Source organism: Nitrosovibrio sp. Nv17 (assembly GCF_900119085.1).
In the GTDB taxonomy this organism is placed as follows: Bacteria; Pseudomonadota; Gammaproteobacteria; order Burkholderiales; family Nitrosomonadaceae; genus Nitrosospira.
The window spans coordinates 1-19081 of record NZ_FPIQ01000002.1 but is presented as its reverse complement, the minus strand read 5'-3'; the positions used below and the strand labels follow the sequence as shown (position 1 = coordinate 19081).

The window sequence follows — 19081 nt, the reverse complement described above, 5'->3', positions numbered from 1 at the left end:
CCGTACGCTGGCGTCGCCAATACAGGTGACGCCGGCTCGTCGCGACAGCCGGGGAACCTGTCGCCAACGCTTCCCCTCCCCTATCTGGGCTCTCCCTTTATCAAGGACAACTGGGTATCCGCCAGCAGGTTGCGCATCAGATCCTGGTAGGCATCGTCCGCCCGCAGCACCGCCCGGATGTCGATGGTGAGGCGCACGCGTCCATCGCGCAGTCTCAGGAGCTTCAGGTAACTGGGAAAGGCGTGATGCGCAGGCACCGCGATGCCTGCGCCGGCGCAATCGGGAGGATAACCGACCCATTCCGGCACCAGCCCGGAGCGTCGCAGAGTGGCCTCCGGCTCCTCGAATACGTACGCCATGATACCCATTGCGTCGCTCTTCCAATAGCTGATCGGTTTGAGATTCGATGCCGTGTGGATGGATGCTCTGGCGGCATTCGAAGAAATACGCTTGGGCCCGGTTCCCATGACCGCCCTCCCTCTTGTTGGATATCTCCATCCCGCTTTCCCCGTGCTGCTCTCTTGGCCAAACACTCGGCTCAGCGGACCCATGAAGGCCATCTTACGGGTTCTGGTCGGATTGGGAATTGTACCGAAGTACATCCGCGGCACCGCGAGCCGGAATGACGGGCGGGCGGAACGGAGGACGGGAAGGAGACGGCCCGTACGGCCCTGCCGGGCGGGCCTTGGATGGAGCGTCGATCAGGTGAGAGGATTGCTGTGCATGTGAGGGACGGACTCGGGGAAATGCTGCGATTCGGTGATCTCCACCGGTACCATGTGCAGGTTTCCATGCCGCACGCCCCGTGTGGCCATGACGACATTGGCGAAGCTTTTCACGCTTTGGGTCGCTCCCCGCAGGATCACCACTTCGAGGCAGTTGTCGTGATCCATGTGCACGTGCATGCTCGACAGGGTGAGGTCGTGATGGTCATGCTGCGCCGAGGTGATCCGGCCGGAAAGATCGCTTTCATGATGGCCGTAGATGTAGCTGAGCGTGGCAATGCAGTGGCCCTTGCTCCATTCCCTCAGGCGTTCGCCCTGCAGTTTTTCACGTATCAGGTCGCGCATGGCCTCCGAACGATTGGTGTAGCCGCGCGCGCGCATCAGCTCATCGAATTGCTTGGAAAGCTGGCTGTCGAGAGAAATGGTGAAACGTTCCATGAGAGTAGGATCGGTCAGAAACAGTCTAAAAAGTCATTCCATGCCGGCCATGGCGTCACGGAGCGGCTGGAATAACCATGGCATAACTCCCTGCCCCGCGGGTAGCTTAGCATAGGCGTCATTCGCATGGAAAGAAATTGAGGGCGAACGCTCATGTCCCGTCGAGCCCCAGGCTCGCCCGCATTCCCGCCCGATGCCCGGAGGCGCTCTCCTGTCCCGTACGCGCACCGTCCTTCCCGTAACGCCTTCATCATTCTCCCCCTCACACCGCGTCCTGCCGCATTCCGGTATGCCGTCCACGGGCTTGCACGGCTCTACGGCGCGGCGTGACGACGGCCATCGTGCCCCTGTACGGCTTCGAATAGGGCAGGATCGGGATGCGCACCGGCGTCGATCGCATCCGGGCTGTCCCCGGACCCATGATACCCCTCGCCATGGCCCGACGGATGCACGTGGGCGTGAGTCAGACTTCCGTGACGATGCAGGTTGGCGCGCAGCAGGGATCGTTCCCGAATTTGCCGGAGCAGGGCCGCGAGGCAGAACAGGAGCGCACCGAACAGGACGATGGTCGCACCCGATGCGGCATTGAAGAAATAGCTCAGGTACATGCCTCCGACGCCGGTCACGGCTCCCAGAATCCACGAGTAGACCAGCATCCGGCTGAAGCTGTCGGTCAGCATGCGGGCCGTCACTGCCGGTGCGATCAGGGTGGCGGCGATCATGGTGACGCCGACGACGTTCATCGAGGCGATCACGGCGAGCGTGAGCAGCAGCGAGAATACCAGCTGGACGATGTCGGTGCGGATTCCGGATACGCGTGCCGCTTCCGAATCAAAGGTGGAGAAAAGCAGGGGGCGGTACATGAGGAAGATCGCACACAGGGTGCCCGCGGTGACCAGCGCGATGACCAGCAGGTCGCCGCCGGTGATGCCCAGGATATTGCCGAACAGGGCTGCCTCGAAGCTCTGGGTGAATGTCCGTACCCGGCTGATGATGACCACCCCCAGGGCGAAGATGGCGGTGGTGACGATGCCGATGGCGGCGTCGGACTTGATCTCGCCGCTGCGTGTCACCCGATTGATCAGCAGCGCGGCCAGCAGGCCCATTGCGCCGGCCCCGGCGTAGAAGTTGAGATTGAGCGTGAAGCCCACCACCGCCCCCCCGAACGCGGCATGCGACAGTCCGTGGCCCACATAGCTCATGCCGCGCAGGATCACGTAGACGCCGATCACTCCGCACAGCGAGCCCACCAGTAGCGCCGCCAGCAGGCCATGCCTGAAGAATTCGTACTCCAGTGGCTCGAGCAGGGCCTCCATTCAGTGAACTCCGTTGGAAAAGCGCAGTGGCGTGCCGCTGGCGATCAGGTAGTGATCCTCGTGCCGTACGATGACGATGTCGCCGCCGTAGGTCCGGGTCAGCACCTCGCTGGTGAAGATGTCGCACGGGCGTCCCTGCGCCACGACGCCGTGGTTGAAGCAGATCACCCAGGGCAGGTGCGAGGCGACCGCGTTGAGATCGTGCGTCGTCAGCAGGATGGTGATGCCCTCGTCGTTGATGTCGCCCAGCAGATGCAGGATCTCGTGCTGGGTCATGATGTCGACTCCGGTGGTGGGCTCGTCCAGCACCAGCAGCCGCGGGTTGCTGGCCAGGGCACGCGCCAGGAAGGCGCGCTGGCGCTGGCCGCCGGAGGTGTGCAGGATGTGGTGGTGCAGGCAGTCGTGGATACCCAGCCGGCGCGCCAGCTCCCGCACGCGCGCGCGCTCCTTCCGGCTCGGCCAGGGCCGGAAGGAGCGGCCGGTGTAGAGGCCCATCATGATCACCTCCTCGACCGTCACGGGAAAGCTCCAGTCCACGCTGCCCAGCTGCGGCACGTAGCCGATCGCCCCCGGTCGCACGCGCTCCACGGGCGCCCCCTCCAGGCGCACACTGCCGTGGAACACGCGATGCGTCCCCAGTATGGTCTTGAGCAGGGTGGTCTTGCCGCAACCGGTGGGTCCCACGATACCCGCGAAGCGGCCTCGCGGAATCTCCAGGGACAGGCGCGAGAACGTCACGTCGTGCGCGTAGCCCGCAGTGACATCGCTCAGCCGGATCGCCGGATCCATGGCGTTCAGGGCGCGAGGCCCCGGGTGTCGACGTGCGCCACACAGCGGGGGTCGCCGCCCAGCGACCCGGTCATGATCGCCATGTTGGCGGCCATCATGCCGATGAAGGAATCGTTGGGCGGCGGCGGCAGCTCGTCATCGGAAAGCTGGTCGATAAAGCGTGCCCCGCTCTCGCGCGCGATCTGCTCCGCGGTACGGCTCGGAAACACCTCCGAACCGAAGATGGCGGGGATTTTTTCCTGGCGGATCTGGCGGATGATGCGGATCACCTCCTGCGGCCCCGGTTCGGAGAAATTTGCCGGCTGGATGGCCGCGACCACCTGCATGCCGTAGCGCGGCGCGAAATAGGCGAAGGAGTCGTGGTAGGTCACCAGCTTGCGGTGCTTCTCGGGAATGCTCCTCACGCAGCCGAAGATGGCCTCGTCCAGCTGTCGCAAGCGGGCCAGATACGCTGCGGTGTTGGCGGCGTAGCCTTCCTTCGCTCCCGGATCGAGCGAGGAAAGGCTGTCGCGAACGATCTCGGCGTAGCGCATGGCCAGCGCGATGTTGGGCCACAGATGCGGATTGGGATGGCCATGCGCGCGCGGGAAGCTGAAATCATAGCGCCACTCCTCCCTGCTCAGCGTACGGTTGCCGAGTTGCACCAGCGGCACGCCCGCGCGCTTGACCTTTTCCGCCAGGCCCACCGTGGGCAGCTCGAGATCAAGGCCGTTGACGATGATGATGTCGGCCGCCGCGAGGATCTTGACATCGGAGGGGACCGGCTCGAAGGTATGGGAGTCGGTACCCGGCGGCACGATGCCGGTCACGCTGGCATGGCCCGCCGCAACATGGCGGACGATGTCGGTGATGGGCGCGACGGTGGTGACGACCCTGGGCTTCTCCATTCCCGCTGCCCAAACGGGACCGCACAGCGCCAGCGCCGAAAAACACCACGGCGCGAAACGTGCCAGCCATGCGGTACCTTCCACTGCCATTTCCTTTCCCCGAAAAACTCCTTGATCCATGCAGCTGGAATTCCGGCTCCACCGCCCCCTTCCAACTGCTCCCTTCGACTATAAGATAAAATCGAAAACAGCGTGTATGAATATTCGACAAAATTTTCATACTCGAAGAATTCCGGTTTTTCAGGGCATTCAACAGGAATGGGGATTGCGATGTGAGGGAGCATCGAATCGGGAGGAGAGCCCGCAGGGCAGCGCCCTCGACCGCCTGGATTTCCTGCCGCAGGCGACACATGCGCCCTCCAGCCCCTCGGCGGATTTCCGCTGCCGGCCGAGCCGGCGCACGAGAACGGGCTTGGCCAGCCTGGCGTTCCCCTTCTTTCCTGGAAATCGTCGATGCGCTGTGCGCGCCGATCACGCGGGCTTGTCGGCAGCGCCCTTGTGTTCCCGCTCGATACGCTTGCTGTGCCGCTGCAGGTGGGTGTTGAGCTGAGTGATGATGTCGGAAGCGACATTGATGACCTGGCTCGATCCGAAGCCCAGCCGGGTCATTTCCTTGTAGAACGACTTCGCCACGATCTTTGCGATCTGATCCGGGTTGTGCAGCGCACTGCCGAGGGAACCGCCCACGTTCTTCCGGGTTTCCTGCACCAGCGCCAACTGGGCGAAACGCGAGTTCAGAATGTTCTGCAGCTGCATCGTCTGGATCGACTTGCCGATGAACAGCGCGATGACGTCGAGCAGGTCGAGATCGCCGGGCCTGAAGGAGCCTGCGCCGTTGCGCCCGGTCACGTTGACCACGCCCGCAATGCAGGCGTTGATCCGTATTGGGGAGCACAGCAGGCCCTTGTAGGCTTCCCCGCTGCGCCGCGCCTGCGCGGCGAACGCCGACTGGCGGATGTCCTCGATATACAGGGATTCGCCGGTGGCGACGACATGGCCGGCGATGCCCTCGCCTCGTTTCACCGATTCCTTGTACGCCGCCGGCGGCAACGGGCCGTAGCTGGCGCACACCCGCATGGAGGGATTCGGGGATTCTCCCTCGCTCAACAGCATGATGGAGCAGTTGCCGGCGTCGAGGATCCGTGCTGTCTTTTCCGCCAGACGCAGAAGATTGTCGTCGAAACTGCCTTCCTCCAGGAAGCAGGAGATGTCCTGGAGCTTGATGAGCGGGTTGTCCGCCTGACCGTGGGTATCCATTCCGACTCCATCGCAATGACTACGCTACGATTTTCGGTACCCCCCGGGGTACCGACAACGGGACGGCATTATCCGGTAGAATGAGCGCTCCATGATGCGGGCGGACGCAATCCCGTCATCTTCGCCGTGCAGACTGCATCCGGTCGCCATGGAGGAACCCCCGTAATCCGCCAAGTGACTTCCGATCACGGCCGATTGTATCACAGCGCTTGGTACACACACGGTGATCCATGGCCTGCCGTCCCCTGCACGAAGATCCTGTCCGATGAGTCCTGTGCGCACTTCCTCCCTCTTCCGGGCGACGCTTGCGGCCCTGCTGGCGGCAGCCTGCATTCTTCCTTTTGCGGTCGTCCATGCCGCCGATCTCAACCTGACCTACATCGGCCAGCAGATCGTTCCGGCGAGGACACGCTTTCTCGGTACCACCGTCGGCGGCCTGTCTTCCCTCGATTACAATCCCCTCACCGGCCGCTACCTTGCCATCAGCGACGATCGCAGCAAGATCGACCCCGCCCGTTTCTATGAGCTGAGCCTCGACCTTTCCCAGTTCCGGCGCACTGCCGCTCCCGGCATGGCCGGCGTGACGCTGCACGCGGTCACCTTTCTCCAGCCCCCCGGTGGCGGTACCTTCAAGCGGTACTCGGTGGATCCGGAAGGCTTGCGCATCGATGTCGCACGCAACGTGCTCTACTGGAGCAGCGAGGGCTATCGCGTGATTCACGACACCCAGAATCCCACAGTGCGAGAGATGTACCTGGACGGCAGCCATGTCCGCGACTTCGACGTGCCTGGCTACTATCATCCGAACGGCCCGGGCATCGGGCTGTTCCGGAACAACCAGGGCGTATACGACAATCTCGGGTTCGAGAGCCTGGCGCTTTCGATCGACGGGCGCATCCTGTACACGGCCACCGAAAACGGCCTGGCCCAGGATTCCGACCGCGCCGGCATCTCCAGCGGTTCGCGTGCGCGCATACTCGCCTTCGGAATCGGTGATGGCAAGCCCGTCGCCGAATACGTCTACGACGTGGAGCCCGTTCCTTCCGCCCCCCACCCCTTCCTCGGCTTCGCCGCCAACGGATTGACCGATCTGGTCGCCATCGGGGACCGCCAGTTCATCGCCATCGAGCGTGCCTTCGTGCGTGGCGCGGCCCTGTCCGGCGGCCTTCGCTCGGGATTCACCGTACGGCTCTATCACGCCGACGCACGCCGCGCGACCAACGTGTCGGGCATGGCCTCCATCGCCGAAAAGAACGTACAGGCGGTGGAAAAGACCTTGCTCCTTGATTTGGCGGACCTGAAGCAGGCCGATGGCTCGGAACTTGTCGTGGGGAACATAGAAGGCATCACCCTTGGTCCGCGCCACCACGGCAGGCGTACGCTGATACTGGTAGCGGACGACAATTTCTCGAAGAACCAGCTTACCCAGTTCATCGCGCTGGAGATCGATCTCCCGGAAGACGGCTGACGCCTACGCGGCGGCCGGCGCCGTCACGATCAGGACGTCGCAGCCCGCCCGCTCGAGAGCGTGACGCGTGACGCTGCCGAGGAGCAGATTCTCGATCGGCCGGCGCCCGTGCTTCCCCAGCGCGATCAGGTCCGGTTGCAACGTCCGGGCGTGGTCGCATACGGCGTGCCCGGGATTGCCGAAGACCACGACATGCGCGCAGGCGCGGTCGCCCAGCCCGAGGCCGCCGACGAACCGATGCAGTTCCGCGCGGGCCGCCTCCCGTGCCCGGATCCCGTAGCGGGCGACCGCTTCGGCCGGAGCATTGACGCAGCGCATCTGTTCCTCCAGCACGATGTCGAACACATGCAGGAAGGTAACATGCGCGGAAGGCGCGATCCTGAGCGCCTCCAGGGCGGCATGCCGCGAGTCCTCCGAAAAATCCACCGGTACCAGCACCTCACGGTACGCGTGCGAGGCAGCATTCCGCACCACCAGCAGCGGCGTCCGGCTTGCGCGCGACAGCTCATCCGCCGTGTTGCCGACGAACAGTTCGGTGAAGAAGCCGCCACCGTGCATGCCGATCACCGTCAGCACCGCGGACGACTCCACTGCCCGGGCGGCGATCGCCTCTCCAGGCCGCCCGAACCGGACGCTCGATGTGCAGCGAATGCCATGGTTTTCCTGCAGCGAACGCGAGATGGGGCGGAGCTCCTCCAGGGTACGCCCCACCAGCATGGACTCGGCCGCCGCCAGGGTGCTGCCCAGCACCAGGGCGAGCGCATCCGGCAGCTTGGCCTCCTTCACTGCCAGCAGCTCCACCTCGCCGCGCCCCAGCTCGGCGCACAGCAGGGCCGCGCGCGTGGCAGCACGCAGGGAACGCTCGGAAAGATCGGTTGCGACCAGTATCGGCCCGGCGCCATCCAAAATGCTCATGTCATTTCACCGGGTTTGCAGGGCCACGCTGAGTGCGCGAATCCTTCAATGCCGCATCCAGACGGGCAACCCGGGCGAGCTTGTTCCCGATCCCCGCCTGTTCCATGAGAGAATTTGGACGATGATGCCTCATGTGGACCATTATAGCCCGCGGATCGCCGCAACGCGGAAACATCCCCCACGGGATCGCGGGGACACGCAATCCGCCCCGCCGCCACGCGCTCCGACATGCCTGGCCGCCTTCCCGCCATGAGCCGTTCGCGGAATCCAGGTCATCCGACCGCCACACCGTCCGTCCGATGAACGAACACCCCGATACCGCGCGGCACCCCTGGCACACGCTTTCCCCGGAGGAGACCGCGCGGCGCCTGAAGACGGGGCCGCATGGGCTGGCGGAGAGCGAGATCCGCCGGCGGCTGGCTCGCCATGGACCCAACCGGCTGGCGCCTCCCCGGCGCCGCAGCGCCCTCATGCGACTGCTGGTGCAGTTTCACAGCATACTGCTCTACGTCATGATGGGCGCGGCGGTGATCACGGCCCTGTTCGACCATTGGATCGACACAAGTGTGTTGCTCGCGGCGGTGGTGATCAACGCGGTGATCGGGTTCCTGCAGGAGGGCAAGGCCGAGACCGCGCTGGATGCCATCCGCGCCATGCTTTCCCCACGCGCGACCGTCGTACGGGACGGCAGGCCGCGCGAGATCGACGCCGCGGGTCTCGTGCCCGGCGACGTCGTCGTGCTGGCATCGGGAGACCGCATACCGGCGAACCTGCGCCTGATCCAGGTGAGGGAGCTGCGCATTGACGAGGCCGCGCTGACCGGCGAATCGCTGCCGGTCAAGAAAAATACCGACGTGGCCGTGGCCAGCGCGCCGCTGGGAGACCGCCATGGCATGGCCTACTCCGGCACCCTGGTCACCCACGGCCAGGCGCGCGGCATCGTCGTCGCCACCGGCGCCGCTACTGAGCTGGGCCGGATCACCGCCCTGCTCGCGGACGTGCATAACACCAGCACGCCGCTGCTGCGCCAGATCGACCACTTCGGACGCATCCTTGCCATCGTGATCCTGGCCATGTCGGCTGCCACCTTCCTGGTCGGCACGCGGTGGCGGGGACATGGCGCCGAGGAGATGCTCATGATGGCCATCGCCCTCGCCGCCTCGGCCATTCCCGAGGGCCTGCCGGCGATCATGACCGTCACCCTCGCGCTCGGAGTGCAGCGCATGGCGCAGCGCCATGCCATCATCCGTCTCCTGCCCGCGGTGGAAACGCTGGGTTCGGTCACGGTGATCTGCTCCGACAAGACCGGCACGCTCACGCGCAACGAGATGACGGTGCAGCGCATCGCCTGCGCCGGCCGAATGGTCGAGGTCGCGGGCGCGGGCTACGTGCCGGCAGGAGATCTCAGCGCCGGCGGGCGGCCCATCGAGCTCCGGGAGCACCCCGCCCTCGCCCTCGCGATCCGTACCGGCGTGCTCTGCAACGACGCCCGCCTGTATCGGGAAGACGGCGCGTGGCGCGCGGAGGGCGACCCCACCGAGATCGCCCTGCTCGTGCTCGGCGAGAAGGCCGGCCTCGGCCAGGCGGCCGCCTGCCACGCATGGTCCCGCCTCGATACCATCCCGTTCGAATCGGAGCACCGCTTCATGGCCACCTGCCATGGCAACGACGCGGGCACGCCCCAGATCTTCGTCAAGGGCGCGCCCGAACGCATCCTGCAGATCTGCGACCGCCAACTGGAAGACGGCGGCGAGCGTCCCCTCGAACGAAACTACTGGGAGCGCACGGCCGGCACGCTGGCCGCCGAAGGGCTGCGCCTGCTGGCGCTCGCGCACCGGCACACCCCGCCTGCCGGTAGCCAGCTGACCTTCGGCGACGTGGAGGCGGGCTATACGCTGCTCGCCCTGGTCGGCATCGTCGACCCGCCGCGAGAGGAAGCGGTGCAAGCGGTGGCGGAGTGCCATCGGGCCGGCATCCGCATCAAGATGATCACCGGCGACCATGTGGAAACCGCACGCACCATCGGCGCCCAGCTCGCCATCGGCACCGGCCGCCCGGCGATCACCGGCGTGCAGATCGAGAAGCTGGACGATGCCGCGCTACGCCGTGCCGTCATGGAAGCGGACGTATTCGCACGCGCCAGCCCCGAGCACAAGCTGCGCCTGGTGCAGGCGCTCCAGGACGACGGACAGGTGGTGGCGATGACCGGCGACGGGGTGAACGACGCCCCGGCGCTGAAGCGCGCCGACGTCGGTGTCGCCATGGGGATGAAGGGGACGGAGGCGGCCAAGGAAGCGGCCGACGTGGTGCTCGCCGACGACAACTTCGCCACCATCGCCACGGCGGTGCGCGAGGGCCGGGCGGTTTACGACAACCTGAAGAAATTCATCCTGTTCATGCTGCCGACCAACGGCGGCGAGGCGCTGGTGGTGATCGCCGCCATCCTGTTCGAGCTCACCCTGCCGCTCACCGCGGCGCAGGTGCTGTGGATCAACATGGTGACCTCCAGCACGCTCGGCCTGGCGCTCGCGTTCGAGCCGCCCGAGGGCGACATCATGGCGCGGCGCCCGCGGCCGCCGGGCCAGCCCCTGCTCTCGGGATTCTTCGTCTGGCGCGTGGTCATGGTCTCGATGCTGATGATGACCGGCGCGCTGGGCCTCTTCCTGTGGGAGCAGGCGCAGGGCACGTCCGTCGAGGTGGCGCGCACCATGGCGGTCAACGCCATTGTCGTCTCGGAGATGTTCTACCTGGTCAACAGCCGCTACATCTACGCTTCCGTGGTGAATCTCGAGGGCCTGACCGGCAACCGCTACGTCCTGCTCGCCCTCGCCGCCTGCGTCCCGCTGCAGCTGGCCTTCACCCACGCGCCCGTCATGCACTCGATCTTCGGCTCGGCCAGCCTGGGCGCCGCGGAATGGACGAAGGTGCTCGGCGCCGGGCTGCTGGTATTCGGCGTCGCCGAGATCGAGAAGCTCGTCATCCGGCGCGGCATCGTTCGATCATCGCCGCCTCCCCTGGAATAGCCTCAAGACGGAGTCTTTTCATGCTATCTTGCTTTCCGGAAAATTACTGCGCAACGGCATATCCATATTGCAGGATCATGCGAACGAAATGAAAAACTCCTCACCCTCGGAAGGCCTGGTCACGGCATCCTCCGGAAAAGAAGAGAACCCGGTCCTGTCCCTGGGCACCGCGTCCGTCTGCCTCCATTTCGTCGAAATGAAAGAAAAAGGAAACAAGAGCGGACAGGAAGCCGATCCCGTTTTCAGATCAATGGAGCACGATCTGTTGAGCTACCAGTTTCAGATAGAGCCCCCCGTGGTCAGCCGGCACAGACTCGCCATTTCCCGCCCGGCCGCGTCCGGCGGCGCTGAGAACAATGCTTCGGATGCCAGGCGTGATGGGAGCCCAAAAGTAAAAATAATATTCCCACCGTCATACGAGTACAGCTCCGAAGGCCGGTCCATAACAATGACATGTAAAAAAGAGAGGCGAACCGTTGCCTGCATGCTCAACTCGACCGAATTTCCATCCAGCGGAATACGGATCTGGCATTTGACCTTCTTCACGTCGAGCGACGATCCGGACGGCTCGTTCAACGAGTATGAAATCATCAAGCTCATCAGCCTCTACGATGGACGCGCCGAAAATACTGGCCCATACCGCGAAATGAAAAAGGGTACCCATATCCCTGATTCCGAAAAGAAAAAACTTGCCCAGAACATCACATTCGAATATCACTCCACCGACGGTGAACAGCACAAGGATCTTCACATAATCGACCTGATGAAAAGACTGGTCGATTCCTGTACCGAGGAAAAAAATTCATGCCTTGCGTATGAACTGAGGAGCGGCACGATCCAGCTCCTGCTGGGAAATACCAGCGATTCCGAGAGTTTCGATACAAAGAAGCTTCTGTGGGACGCCATCCGGGCACGAACCGAACAGATTCCTGGGAATAGACAGACCGGCGGGGATCGGGCAGACCCTCACGAGGCGACCCGAGAAGTGATGACCCGGAATGACCGTTCCACCAGGACCCTGCAGGCACTGTCGGGAATCGCCATCGGCATCTTCGATTTTGACGAAACGGACTTCGAGGAAATCGTGGACACGTTCGAGCCATCGTTCGAGGACGGCAGCGTATTCCTGAAATTCAACCGCTGTACCCTCCTGTCCATCGCGGAAGGTGATCGTGCCCTCGAAACCTGTAGGCAAACCCTGGGCGTCAGTCCCTACCTGGTCATCCCGCACGCCGTCCTCATCCACAACGAAGAACTGGTGCAGATGGCGGAAGCGCAGATAGAAGCTCTGAGAGAGAAGCTCGACAAGTATTGGCAGCTCCGCCTGCTGCTGAAGATGAGAGATCTGGAAGCCAGGCACGACACCGCCTATGAGTACCTGCACAGCCTGCATCTGCCCATGATCTTCAACTACCCCACCGAAACCACTTTATTCGAGGTGGGCAGGAAGAAGCGCGGCTCCATCGAGAAATACCGGCTCGTTCAATCCCGGCTGCTGGAACTGCATGAGGAAATCAAGGAAATCTGGCAGTTGCGCCGCGGAACCGCGGAAGCGCTGGTCGTGGCTCTGCTGGCGTTCATTTCCGCGACACAGGCTGCCAGAGCCATATTGGAAAAGGACATCCCCCCGGCACAGGCGGCCCCGATGGTATCGTGGAAGCCCATAGACGATCCTGCAGCGCACGTAACGCAGTCGATAGACGCCATCGGTTGGTCCGCCATAGGCTTCGTAAGCATCGTAATCCTGAGCGTTTCTCTCTGGGGCCTGAACCTGTTCCGGCGAAGACGGAAATCCAGCGGCTGAACGGCATCGGTGGATGCCCTGTTCATGCCCCGGTTCAACGCAGCGCTTCGATGATGGTCTGGGCGGCCAGGCGGCCGGTTTCGGCGGCACCGTTCATATATCCCTGGAATCCGGTGCTGCAGTGCTCCCCTGCGAACAGCAGGTTGCCCGCCCTTCGTCCGATCTCGCCGTTGAATTGCGTCCACTGGCCCGGCCGAAAGCAGGAATATGCACCCAATGAAAAGGGCTCCGAAGGCCAGTGAATGCGTATGCTGGTGCCGGTATGGGCGTTCGCCAATCCGGGAAATGCCCGATCGAGGGCAGGCAGCACGCCACGGGTGCGTTCTTCCACCGTGCCGGCGCCGATCTCCATGCCGGCCCTGCCGCCCAGATAGCAGGTGTAGGCACCGATAGACCCCGCCTGCAGCCGGCTGGCATCCCATCCCGTCTGGAATTCCTCGTCGGAGTAGCATTCGCCGCTGTATCCATGCTCCCGCCACACCCGGCGGCCTACACCCAGGATGATCTTTGCGTTGGTGCCATAACCGAGATGTTGAATCGCATCCCGCGTAACGGGCGGCACCCCATCCACGAGTTCGACCTGGCGCAGCAGCGTGAAGGGTATCGCCAGGATCACCCAGTCCGCCTCGACGGGAATCGTGCCCCCGGTCGTGGTGAAAACGAGCTGGAATCCTCTTCCCTTTGATCGCACCGAAACCAATCGATGGTCGAGCCGGACATCCTGGCCGACGCGAACCAGAAGCTCGTCGGTCATGCGTTGGGTGCCCCCCTGGATCTTGAAGCGCTGGTCGCTCTCACCGAAGACCTTGAACCCATCGTCCGTGGCGGTACCGATCATGGACAGCAGGTTGATGCTGGAGAGTTCGCTCGCGTCGAGACCGTATTCCGTCGTGTAGGCAACATCGATCAAGTCCACGATCCAGCCCGTGGCACCGATCCGATGCAGGTATTCCGAGACGGAAATCGCATCGAATTGTGCATCGATGCGGCTATGCGCCCTTGCGGTGACCTCGGGGGAAAGGCGGGCCGCATCCGCGGCAATCCGGACGGCAAGCGGCTTGAATTCGGCGATCACCTGCCCCTCGCTATAGCCATGCCCGCCAAAGAAGAATCTGGTTTTCAGATCCCGCTCGCTTCCGCTTCCGGCATCGAGCAGCGGCAGCCTGAATGCGCTGGCCAGCGCGAGCATGTCAAGGTGCGTCGAATCGATGAACTCCCCCCCCAGCTCGGTGACGAGGCCGGGAGCGATATCGTCATGGGATGTCCTTATCCGTCCCCCGGTTCGCTGCGAAGCCTCGTATACCGTGGCACGGAATCCGGCCTGCCGCAGTACGCAAGCCGCATTGAGCCCGGCGATGCCGGCCCCGACCACGACGATGCGCGGCTCCATCTCTCTTGCATGGGTCGGTATCGGTGCTGCATAGGCCGCAGCGAGTGCGGCGACCGAGTGCAGGAAATTTCTGCGGGAACCCAGGTGGCGGACACCGGCCTGCTGCCGTCCGCACAAATCAAATGACCTCAATGCCCTGGACACCAGCTGGAACAGGGCAGTCCGTCCAGGTCGCGGAGAAAAGCTCGGATGATTGCGTAATAACATTCTGGCTCTTCGATCATCTGGTGCACGACAACCGGAAAATGTCCGTTGCCATGAGGATCATCTCAGAATTCCCGACAAATCCCGATGGTTCCACATGTCTGATCCGGATGATACCACTGGCAAAGTCACGCCCTGGTCAGCCGGCACGCCATCTGGAATTCGTCGACATAGCAATCGCCGATCAGGACGCTGCCCGGTTCGTGCGCAAACGTATGGAATCCCAGGGACGAATACAGGCGGATGGCACGGGTGTTCGAGGTCAGCACGGTCAGGTAGAGATAGCGCAGACTGTCGATGCCATTTGCCGACGAAATGAGACGCTCCAGCAAGGCTCGGCCGATGCCCCTGCCCGCCGCTTCGGGATGGACGAACATGCGGAAGACCAGGGCCTTGTGGCGAAGCTTGGCATGCGAGTCACGCTCGAGGCTCACGATGCCCATCAGGCTGGATCCCGAAAACGCACCCAGGGTGAAGCTGTCCGGTTCGAACCGGGTCGGGATGCCTGTGGTCGCATCGTCCTCCGGAGAGATACGGAAAAAGGCGGGATGCCGGGTGATGCCGAGCAGCCACAGCGCCCGATAGGCTTTCTGCTCGTGCTGTCCGAGCTCGCGAATGTCCATGCCGCCGGCTGAACTCAAGGTACCTGCATTCTCAGGCGCAGGATGTTGCCCTCGGGATCGAATGCGTTGCAGGCCCTGAAACCGGGCTCTTCCTGTACGGAGGCACACACCCCGCCTCCGAGCGCCTGTGCCGTGGCCTGCGCGGCATCCAGGTCGGAGACGGTGAAGAACAGCTTGATCGCCTGCTCCTCGCGGAGCATGGGCGGGACCGTGATCTCGAAGGTATCGGCAATGCGGGCCGGGATGGCATGGATGATCAGCTGCGCATCGGGGGACCCGAGCAGGTGGTGGTCCGCGTCCCTGTACAGCACGTTCATGCCCAGGAGGGTCTGGTAGAAGGCCGACAGGCATTCCAGGTTCCTGGCATAGATGAGCGCGCCGGCGCGTGCTGGATCAGGCACGGGTGCCGTCCCAGCTATCGCGGCGTTTGTGTGTTTCATACCTGCGCACAGGAGGGCCCTGGCGGCCAGGGTCGTACGCTGCGGCCTCGTACCGGGCAATCGCCCCACGGCGCGCCCCGAGTTCCCGCAGGAAATCCTCCTTATCCCGTGGCGAAATCATGAGGGCGTTTCCATGCCCGTAGTCGATGCGGAGCCGGTCGAGCGACAGCGCCGGGCTCGACAGCGGACTGCGTGTCGGCACGACCGCATGGATTGTCTCCAGCGGCACGATCCAGAAGAACGGGCCGCAGCGAACCCGCAGCTCTTTCCGCGTGAGCGTGTAGCCGAGTCCCCGGATGAGCCAGCCCAGCAGGACTGCCGGCAGGACGGCTGTGGAAAACGCGATCAGGGCCGCGGGACCGGAGGCGTCGAGCGCCGCCGGGAAAACCACTACCAGCGGCAGCGCCGCACCCAGGCCCAGCGCGATGGCGATCCAGGCATCGATCCTGGAGCGATAGATGATCGCGTCAGCCACGATCCCGCTCCGCTTCTGTACAGAGGCGGTATCTCGCCGTGCGCCTGCTGCCGGTACCTGAATTCATGGCTACGGTTCGCCTGGATGGTAGAAGGTTCGACTCCCGGATACCGCATGAGCAAAGCCTGCGGTCTGGCCAGATCCGGGCGGTTTTCCAGGATTCGATTCTGCCCGCAACGGCGGATTCCCGCAAGCGCCGTCGCAGGGGGCCGCAAGAGCGGCGGCTCCTCGGGGACCCGGACCCGCTGCAGCTGCAATCAGGCCTGCGCGGACCTCGGTGCGGAGCTTCGAAGAATCACGGTTGCGGTGTATTGATAACTCCAGAAATGTTCTTTAGACTTTCAAGGAAGCGGTCGTGCGGCACAGCCGCGTCAATCTCGCGACGCCGGCGGCCATACAGGAGAGCAAGCATGACGACGGCTGATCGGATAGTCGATGCCGCGCTCGGCCTCGGCGAGCAGAAATCGTGGGAAGCCGTGCGATTGCACGACGTGGCGGCCTCGCTGGACATCACGCTGGATGAGGTGCGTGCCTGCTTCCGGGAGAAGGAAGACATCGTCGACGCCTGGTTCGAGCGCGCCGACGGCGCCATGCTCAAGGCTGCGCAGACGCCGGGATTTTCGCAGCTGGCGCCGGCCCGACGCCTGCATCGCCTGATCATGGCCTGGCTGGGTGCGCTGCACCCCTATCGCAGGACGACTCGCGAGATGATCCATGGAAAGCTCGAACCGGGACACCTTCACGTCCAGATCCCCGGTCTGCTGCGCGTCAGCCGTACCGTCCAGTGGATGCGGGAGGCCGCAGAGCGGGATGCCGTCCACCTGCGGCGCGCACTGGAGGAAACCGGCCTGACGGCCATTTACCTGGCGACGTTCCTCCATTGGATGCGGGACGAATCGGCCGGTTCGGCAAGTACTGGCCGATTCCTCGAGAGGTGCCTTGCCGGAGCCGGAGACCTGAACCGCCTGATGTACGGGCGAGGCGACCCTGGTCCGGAGAAGGGCACGGAAAGCGCCTGATCCCGCGCCCTGGCAAATTCTTCATCCTGCATCTTCCTTCCATCGAATCGAGAGTGCTATGTCATGGACACCCTGACCCATGCACTGAGCGGAGCCCTGCTGGCGCGCGCGACGGCCCCGGCGGAAGCACCCGGCGGGCTGGCACTGCGTACGCGGATGCAGGCGGGATTCCTGGCGGCGGCATTTCCGGACAGCGACATCGTGCTGCGCATATTCGGCGCACTGCCCTACCTCGATCTGCATCGCGGCGTAACCCACTCCATTCTCCTGCTGCCCTTCTGGGCATGGCTCCTGGCCTGGATTCTCTCCCGCTTCTGGCGGCGCCGCTACGGATGGCGGGCATTCTACGGCACCGCAGCGCTGGGAATCGCCATCCATATCGCGGGGGACATCTTCACCGCGTACGGCACGATGGTGCTGGCCCCTTTTTCCCATCATCGGTTTTCCCTGCCCTTCACATTCATCATCGATCTGTACTTTTCCGCCATCATCGCGGCCGGGCTGCTCGCCTCCGCGGCAAGACCGCCATCGAGATTTCCCGCCATCGTCGCGCTGGCGGCACTTGGATGCTACGTGGGTTTTCAGGGCGTGCTGCATTCGCGAGCCGTCGAGGCCGGTGAGGCCTATGCCGCGAGCCGCCTTCCGGCTCGGGCGAAAACGAGGACATACGCGTTTCCCCAGCCCCTGTCGCCCTTCTACTGGAGGATCGTCGTCGTGCATGAGGAGGAATATCACGTCGCGTCCGTCGACCTGGGGCGGGAACGGGATCGGGACGCTCCCGAAGCGGGGCATGGGACGGGGCCCGCTGCGCACTACCGGCCGATCCAGGGAGCAGCATGGGCGCACTACCGGAAGTTCGGCGCCGACATTGGGCAGGCGGCATGGGCGCGTGAGGCCTGGGGGCAGACGGTATTCTCCCGCTACCGGGACTTTGCCCTGCTGCCCTTCCTCGACCGGGTCGAATCCACCACTACCGGCACGTGCGCCTGGTTCCTCGATCTGCGCTTCATCCTGCCCGCACTGCCGCCTTCTCTCGGGTACGGGGTCTGCCGTGAGGATGCCACCGGTCTCTGGCATGCGCAGCGGATGACGGAAACCTTTGGGATCGACACCCTGCGTGCATTCATCGGAATGGATGCAGTGGATGAAAAATCCCATCCTCCAACCCCCTAGGTTCGGCCGCCTTTCCATTCATAGATAGCCCGAAGGAGCCACGCTCTCCCTCGTGGCTCGGGCGGGACGCAGTCCTCCATCCGGGCTCGCCCCATGCAGCCGGCAAGGCATTTCCCTCCGGCGCACATCCTGCGCCCTCCTCGTATCGCCCCGCGGAAGCTGAAATCACATCAAAGTTGACGACCGTCAATGTTTCCACGGCCGGCACGTCATACGATGCAACGAATTTCTGCGAATCCCATGCCTTGCGGATACCGGATCGGCCGGCGGGCTTGGAAACAGGATAAGAGAATCCGATTGTCTTCATATCCGCCGCGGCACGGGGGCGGCGATGGACGAGAGCGGGAGCAATGAACAGACTGGCAGCGCTATCGTGTGCTCTGACGTATGGGACGTATTCCGGGCTTGGTATGGCGGCGGCGGATCCCTACCAGTTGAATCTTCCGGCGCCGCAGACGGTGATAGCGCAGCAGATATACGACCAGCACACGCTGGCGCTGTGGATATGCCTGGCGATCTTCATCGGGGTGTTCGGGACGATGTTCTACTCGGTGCTGAAGCACCGTAAGGATGCGGGGTACAAGGCGGCGAACTTTCACCACAGCACGACGGTGGAGATCATCTGGACGACGATACCGTTCTTCATACTGATCGGGATGGCGTACCCGGCGACGCAGACGGTGATTGCGATGAAGGACACGTCGAACCCGGACATCACGGTGAAGGTGACGGGGTACCAGTGGAAGTGGGGGTACGACTACCTGACGGGGGAAGGCGAGGGGATCAGTTTCCTGAGCGAGCTGTCGACGCCGCGGGCACAGCAGGAGAACCGGGAGTCGAAGGGGGAGCACTATCTGCTGGAGGTTGACAACCCGATGGTGGTGCCGGTGGGGAAGAAGGTGCGGATTTTGCTGACGGCCAATGACGTGATCCACGCGTGGTGGGTTCCGACGCTGGGGGTGAAGCAGGATGCGATTCCGGGTTACATCCGGGATGCATGGTTCACGATCGACAAGCCCGGGACGTACCGGGGGCAATGCGCGGAGCTGTGCGGGAAGGAGCATGGGTTCATGCCGATCGTGGTGGAGGCGGTGGAGCCCGGGAAGTACGCGCAGTGGGTATCGCAGCAGAAGGC

At 63.8% G+C, this 19081-nt stretch carries 18 protein-coding genes; 6 read left to right on the top strand and 12 right to left on the bottom strand.

Annotation, left to right across the window (positions count from 1 at the left end; translation table 11 throughout):
* Positions 1-80: 80 nt before the first annotated feature.
* The 6 genes from BT108_RS01785 to BT108_RS01760 form a co-directional block, all read right to left on the bottom strand.
* Complete coding sequence (locus BT108_RS01785; protein WP_072292847.1) at positions 81-467, bottom strand: hypothetical protein; 387 nt, start codon at positions 465-467, stop codon at positions 81-83.
* Positions 468-701: 234 nt separating this feature from the next.
* A complete protein-coding gene (gene nikR / locus BT108_RS01780) occupies positions 702-1163 on the bottom strand; it encodes a nickel-responsive transcriptional regulator NikR (RefSeq protein WP_072292846.1) in 462 nt (153 codons plus the stop codon).
* Positions 1164-1477: 314 nt separating this feature from the next.
* On the bottom strand, positions 1478-2479 hold the full coding sequence (locus BT108_RS01775; RefSeq protein ID WP_083566096.1) for a metal ABC transporter permease: 1002 nt from the start codon (positions 2477-2479) through the stop codon (positions 1478-1480).
* Positions 2480-3268 (bottom strand): metal ABC transporter ATP-binding protein, encoded by a 789-nt coding sequence (locus BT108_RS01770; RefSeq protein WP_072292845.1) that lies wholly within the window; start codon positions 3266-3268, stop codon positions 2480-2482.
* A gap of 5 nt (positions 3269-3273) precedes the next feature.
* Entirely contained in the window at positions 3274-4239 is a 966-nt protein-coding gene (locus BT108_RS01765) for a metal ABC transporter substrate-binding protein (RefSeq protein ID WP_255369569.1), read from the bottom strand.
* Between the two features lie 387 nt (positions 4240-4626).
* Entirely contained in the window at positions 4627-5412 is a 786-nt protein-coding gene (locus tag BT108_RS01760; RefSeq protein WP_072292844.1) for a GAF domain-containing protein, read from the bottom strand.
* Positions 5413-5677: 265 nt separating this feature from the next.
* Between BT108_RS01760 and BT108_RS01755 the strand changes: the two genes are divergently transcribed.
* The gene (locus BT108_RS01755; protein ID WP_072292843.1) at positions 5678-6880 is read left to right on the top strand and encodes an esterase-like activity of phytase family protein; all 1203 of its coding nucleotides are present in this window, start codon (positions 5678-5680) and stop codon (positions 6878-6880) included.
* 3 nt (positions 6881-6883) lie between these two features.
* Here BT108_RS01755 and BT108_RS01750 read toward each other — a convergent pair whose 3' ends face one another.
* The gene (locus BT108_RS01750; RefSeq protein WP_072292842.1) at positions 6884-7795 is read right to left on the bottom strand and encodes a universal stress protein; all 912 of its coding nucleotides are present in this window, start codon (positions 7793-7795) and stop codon (positions 6884-6886) included.
* Positions 7796-8094: 299 nt separating this feature from the next.
* Here BT108_RS01750 and BT108_RS01745 point away from each other — a divergent pair, with 299 nt between their 5' ends.
* On the top strand, positions 8095-10818 hold the full coding sequence (locus BT108_RS01745; protein ID WP_072292841.1) for a cation-transporting P-type ATPase: 2724 nt from the start codon (positions 8095-8097) through the stop codon (positions 10816-10818).
* 279 nt (positions 10819-11097) lie between these two features.
* Here BT108_RS01745 and BT108_RS13420 read toward each other — a convergent pair whose 3' ends face one another.
* Entirely contained in the window at positions 11098-11364 is a 267-nt protein-coding gene (locus tag BT108_RS13420) for a hypothetical protein (protein WP_143142346.1), read from the bottom strand.
* Here BT108_RS13420 and BT108_RS01740 point away from each other — a divergent pair.
* On the top strand, positions 11351-12622 hold the full coding sequence (locus BT108_RS01740) for a hypothetical protein (protein WP_143142345.1): 1272 nt from the start codon (positions 11351-11353) through the stop codon (positions 12620-12622). The genes BT108_RS13420 and BT108_RS01740 overlap by 14 nt on opposite strands.
* Before the next feature lie 34 nt (positions 12623-12656).
* Here BT108_RS01740 and BT108_RS01735 read toward each other — a convergent pair whose 3' ends face one another.
* The 4 genes from BT108_RS01735 to BT108_RS01720 form a co-directional block, all read right to left on the bottom strand.
* Positions 12657-14012 carry a flavin monoamine oxidase family protein gene (locus BT108_RS01735; RefSeq protein ID WP_072292839.1) on the bottom strand — a complete coding sequence of 452 codons (1356 nt, stop codon included), beginning with the start codon at positions 14010-14012 and terminating at the stop codon, positions 12657-12659.
* A gap of 332 nt (positions 14013-14344) precedes the next feature.
* A complete protein-coding gene (locus tag BT108_RS01730) occupies positions 14345-14857 on the bottom strand; it encodes a GNAT family N-acetyltransferase (protein ID WP_218184795.1) in 513 nt (170 codons plus the stop codon).
* Positions 14854-15240 (bottom strand): VOC family protein, encoded by a 387-nt coding sequence (locus BT108_RS01725; protein ID WP_072292837.1) that lies wholly within the window; start codon positions 15238-15240, stop codon positions 14854-14856. Before BT108_RS01725 ends, BT108_RS01730 begins: the two co-directional genes overlap by 4 nt.
* Complete coding sequence (locus BT108_RS01720; RefSeq protein WP_072292836.1) at positions 15233-15754, bottom strand: PH domain-containing protein; 522 nt, start codon at positions 15752-15754, stop codon at positions 15233-15235. The genes BT108_RS01725 and BT108_RS01720 overlap by 8 nt, the downstream gene beginning before the upstream one ends.
* A 410-nt stretch (positions 15755-16164) precedes the next feature.
* Between BT108_RS01720 and BT108_RS01715 the strand changes: the two genes are divergently transcribed.
* From BT108_RS01715 to coxB, 3 genes are all read left to right on the top strand, one after another.
* A complete protein-coding gene (locus tag BT108_RS01715; protein ID WP_072292835.1) occupies positions 16165-16773 on the top strand; it encodes a ubiquinone biosynthesis protein COQ9 in 609 nt (202 codons plus the stop codon).
* A 63-nt stretch (positions 16774-16836) separates the two neighbouring features.
* Positions 16837-17946 (top strand): metal-dependent hydrolase, encoded by a 1110-nt coding sequence (locus BT108_RS01710; RefSeq protein WP_072292834.1) that lies wholly within the window; start codon positions 16837-16839, stop codon positions 17944-17946.
* 350 nt (positions 17947-18296) lie between these two features.
* Positions 18297-19081: cytochrome c oxidase subunit II (coxB, locus tag BT108_RS01705; RefSeq protein ID WP_072292987.1), on the top strand; the 785-nt coding region annotated here is incomplete at its 3' end.

What these genes read in the sequence shown, in the direction of transcription:
- nikR (WP_072292846.1), bottom strand. Translation starts at nt 1,163, where the DNA reads ATGGAACGTTTCACCATTTCTCTCGACAGCCAGCTTTCCAAGCAATTC.
- BT108_RS01785 (WP_072292847.1), bottom strand. Translation starts at nt 467, where the DNA reads ATGGGAACCGGGCCCAAGCGTATTTCTTCGAATGCCGCCAGAGCATCC.
- BT108_RS01750 (WP_072292842.1), bottom strand. Translation starts at nt 7,795, where the DNA reads ATGAGCATTTTGGATGGCGCCGGGCCGATACTGGTCGCAACCGATCTT.
- BT108_RS01735 (WP_072292839.1), bottom strand. Translation starts at nt 14,012, where the DNA reads ATGGAGCCGCGCATCGTCGTGGTCGGGGCCGGCATCGCCGGGCTCAAT.
- BT108_RS01755 (WP_072292843.1), top strand. Translation starts at nt 5,678, where the DNA reads ATGAGTCCTGTGCGCACTTCCTCCCTCTTCCGGGCGACGCTTGCGGCC.
- BT108_RS01745 (WP_072292841.1), top strand. Translation starts at nt 8,095, where the DNA reads ATGAACGAACACCCCGATACCGCGCGGCACCCCTGGCACACGCTTTCC.
- BT108_RS01770 (WP_072292845.1), bottom strand. Translation starts at nt 3,268, where the DNA reads ATGGATCCGGCGATCCGGCTGAGCGATGTCACTGCGGGCTACGCGCAC.
- BT108_RS01760 (WP_072292844.1), bottom strand. Translation starts at nt 5,412, where the DNA reads ATGGATACCCACGGTCAGGCGGACAACCCGCTCATCAAGCTCCAGGAC.
- BT108_RS01710 (WP_072292834.1), top strand. Translation starts at nt 16,837, where the DNA reads ATGGACACCCTGACCCATGCACTGAGCGGAGCCCTGCTGGCGCGCGCG.
- BT108_RS01715 (WP_072292835.1), top strand. Translation starts at nt 16,165, where the DNA reads ATGACGACGGCTGATCGGATAGTCGATGCCGCGCTCGGCCTCGGCGAG.
- BT108_RS01775 (WP_083566096.1), bottom strand. Translation starts at nt 2,479, where the DNA reads ATGGAGGCCCTGCTCGAGCCACTGGAGTACGAATTCTTCAGGCATGGC.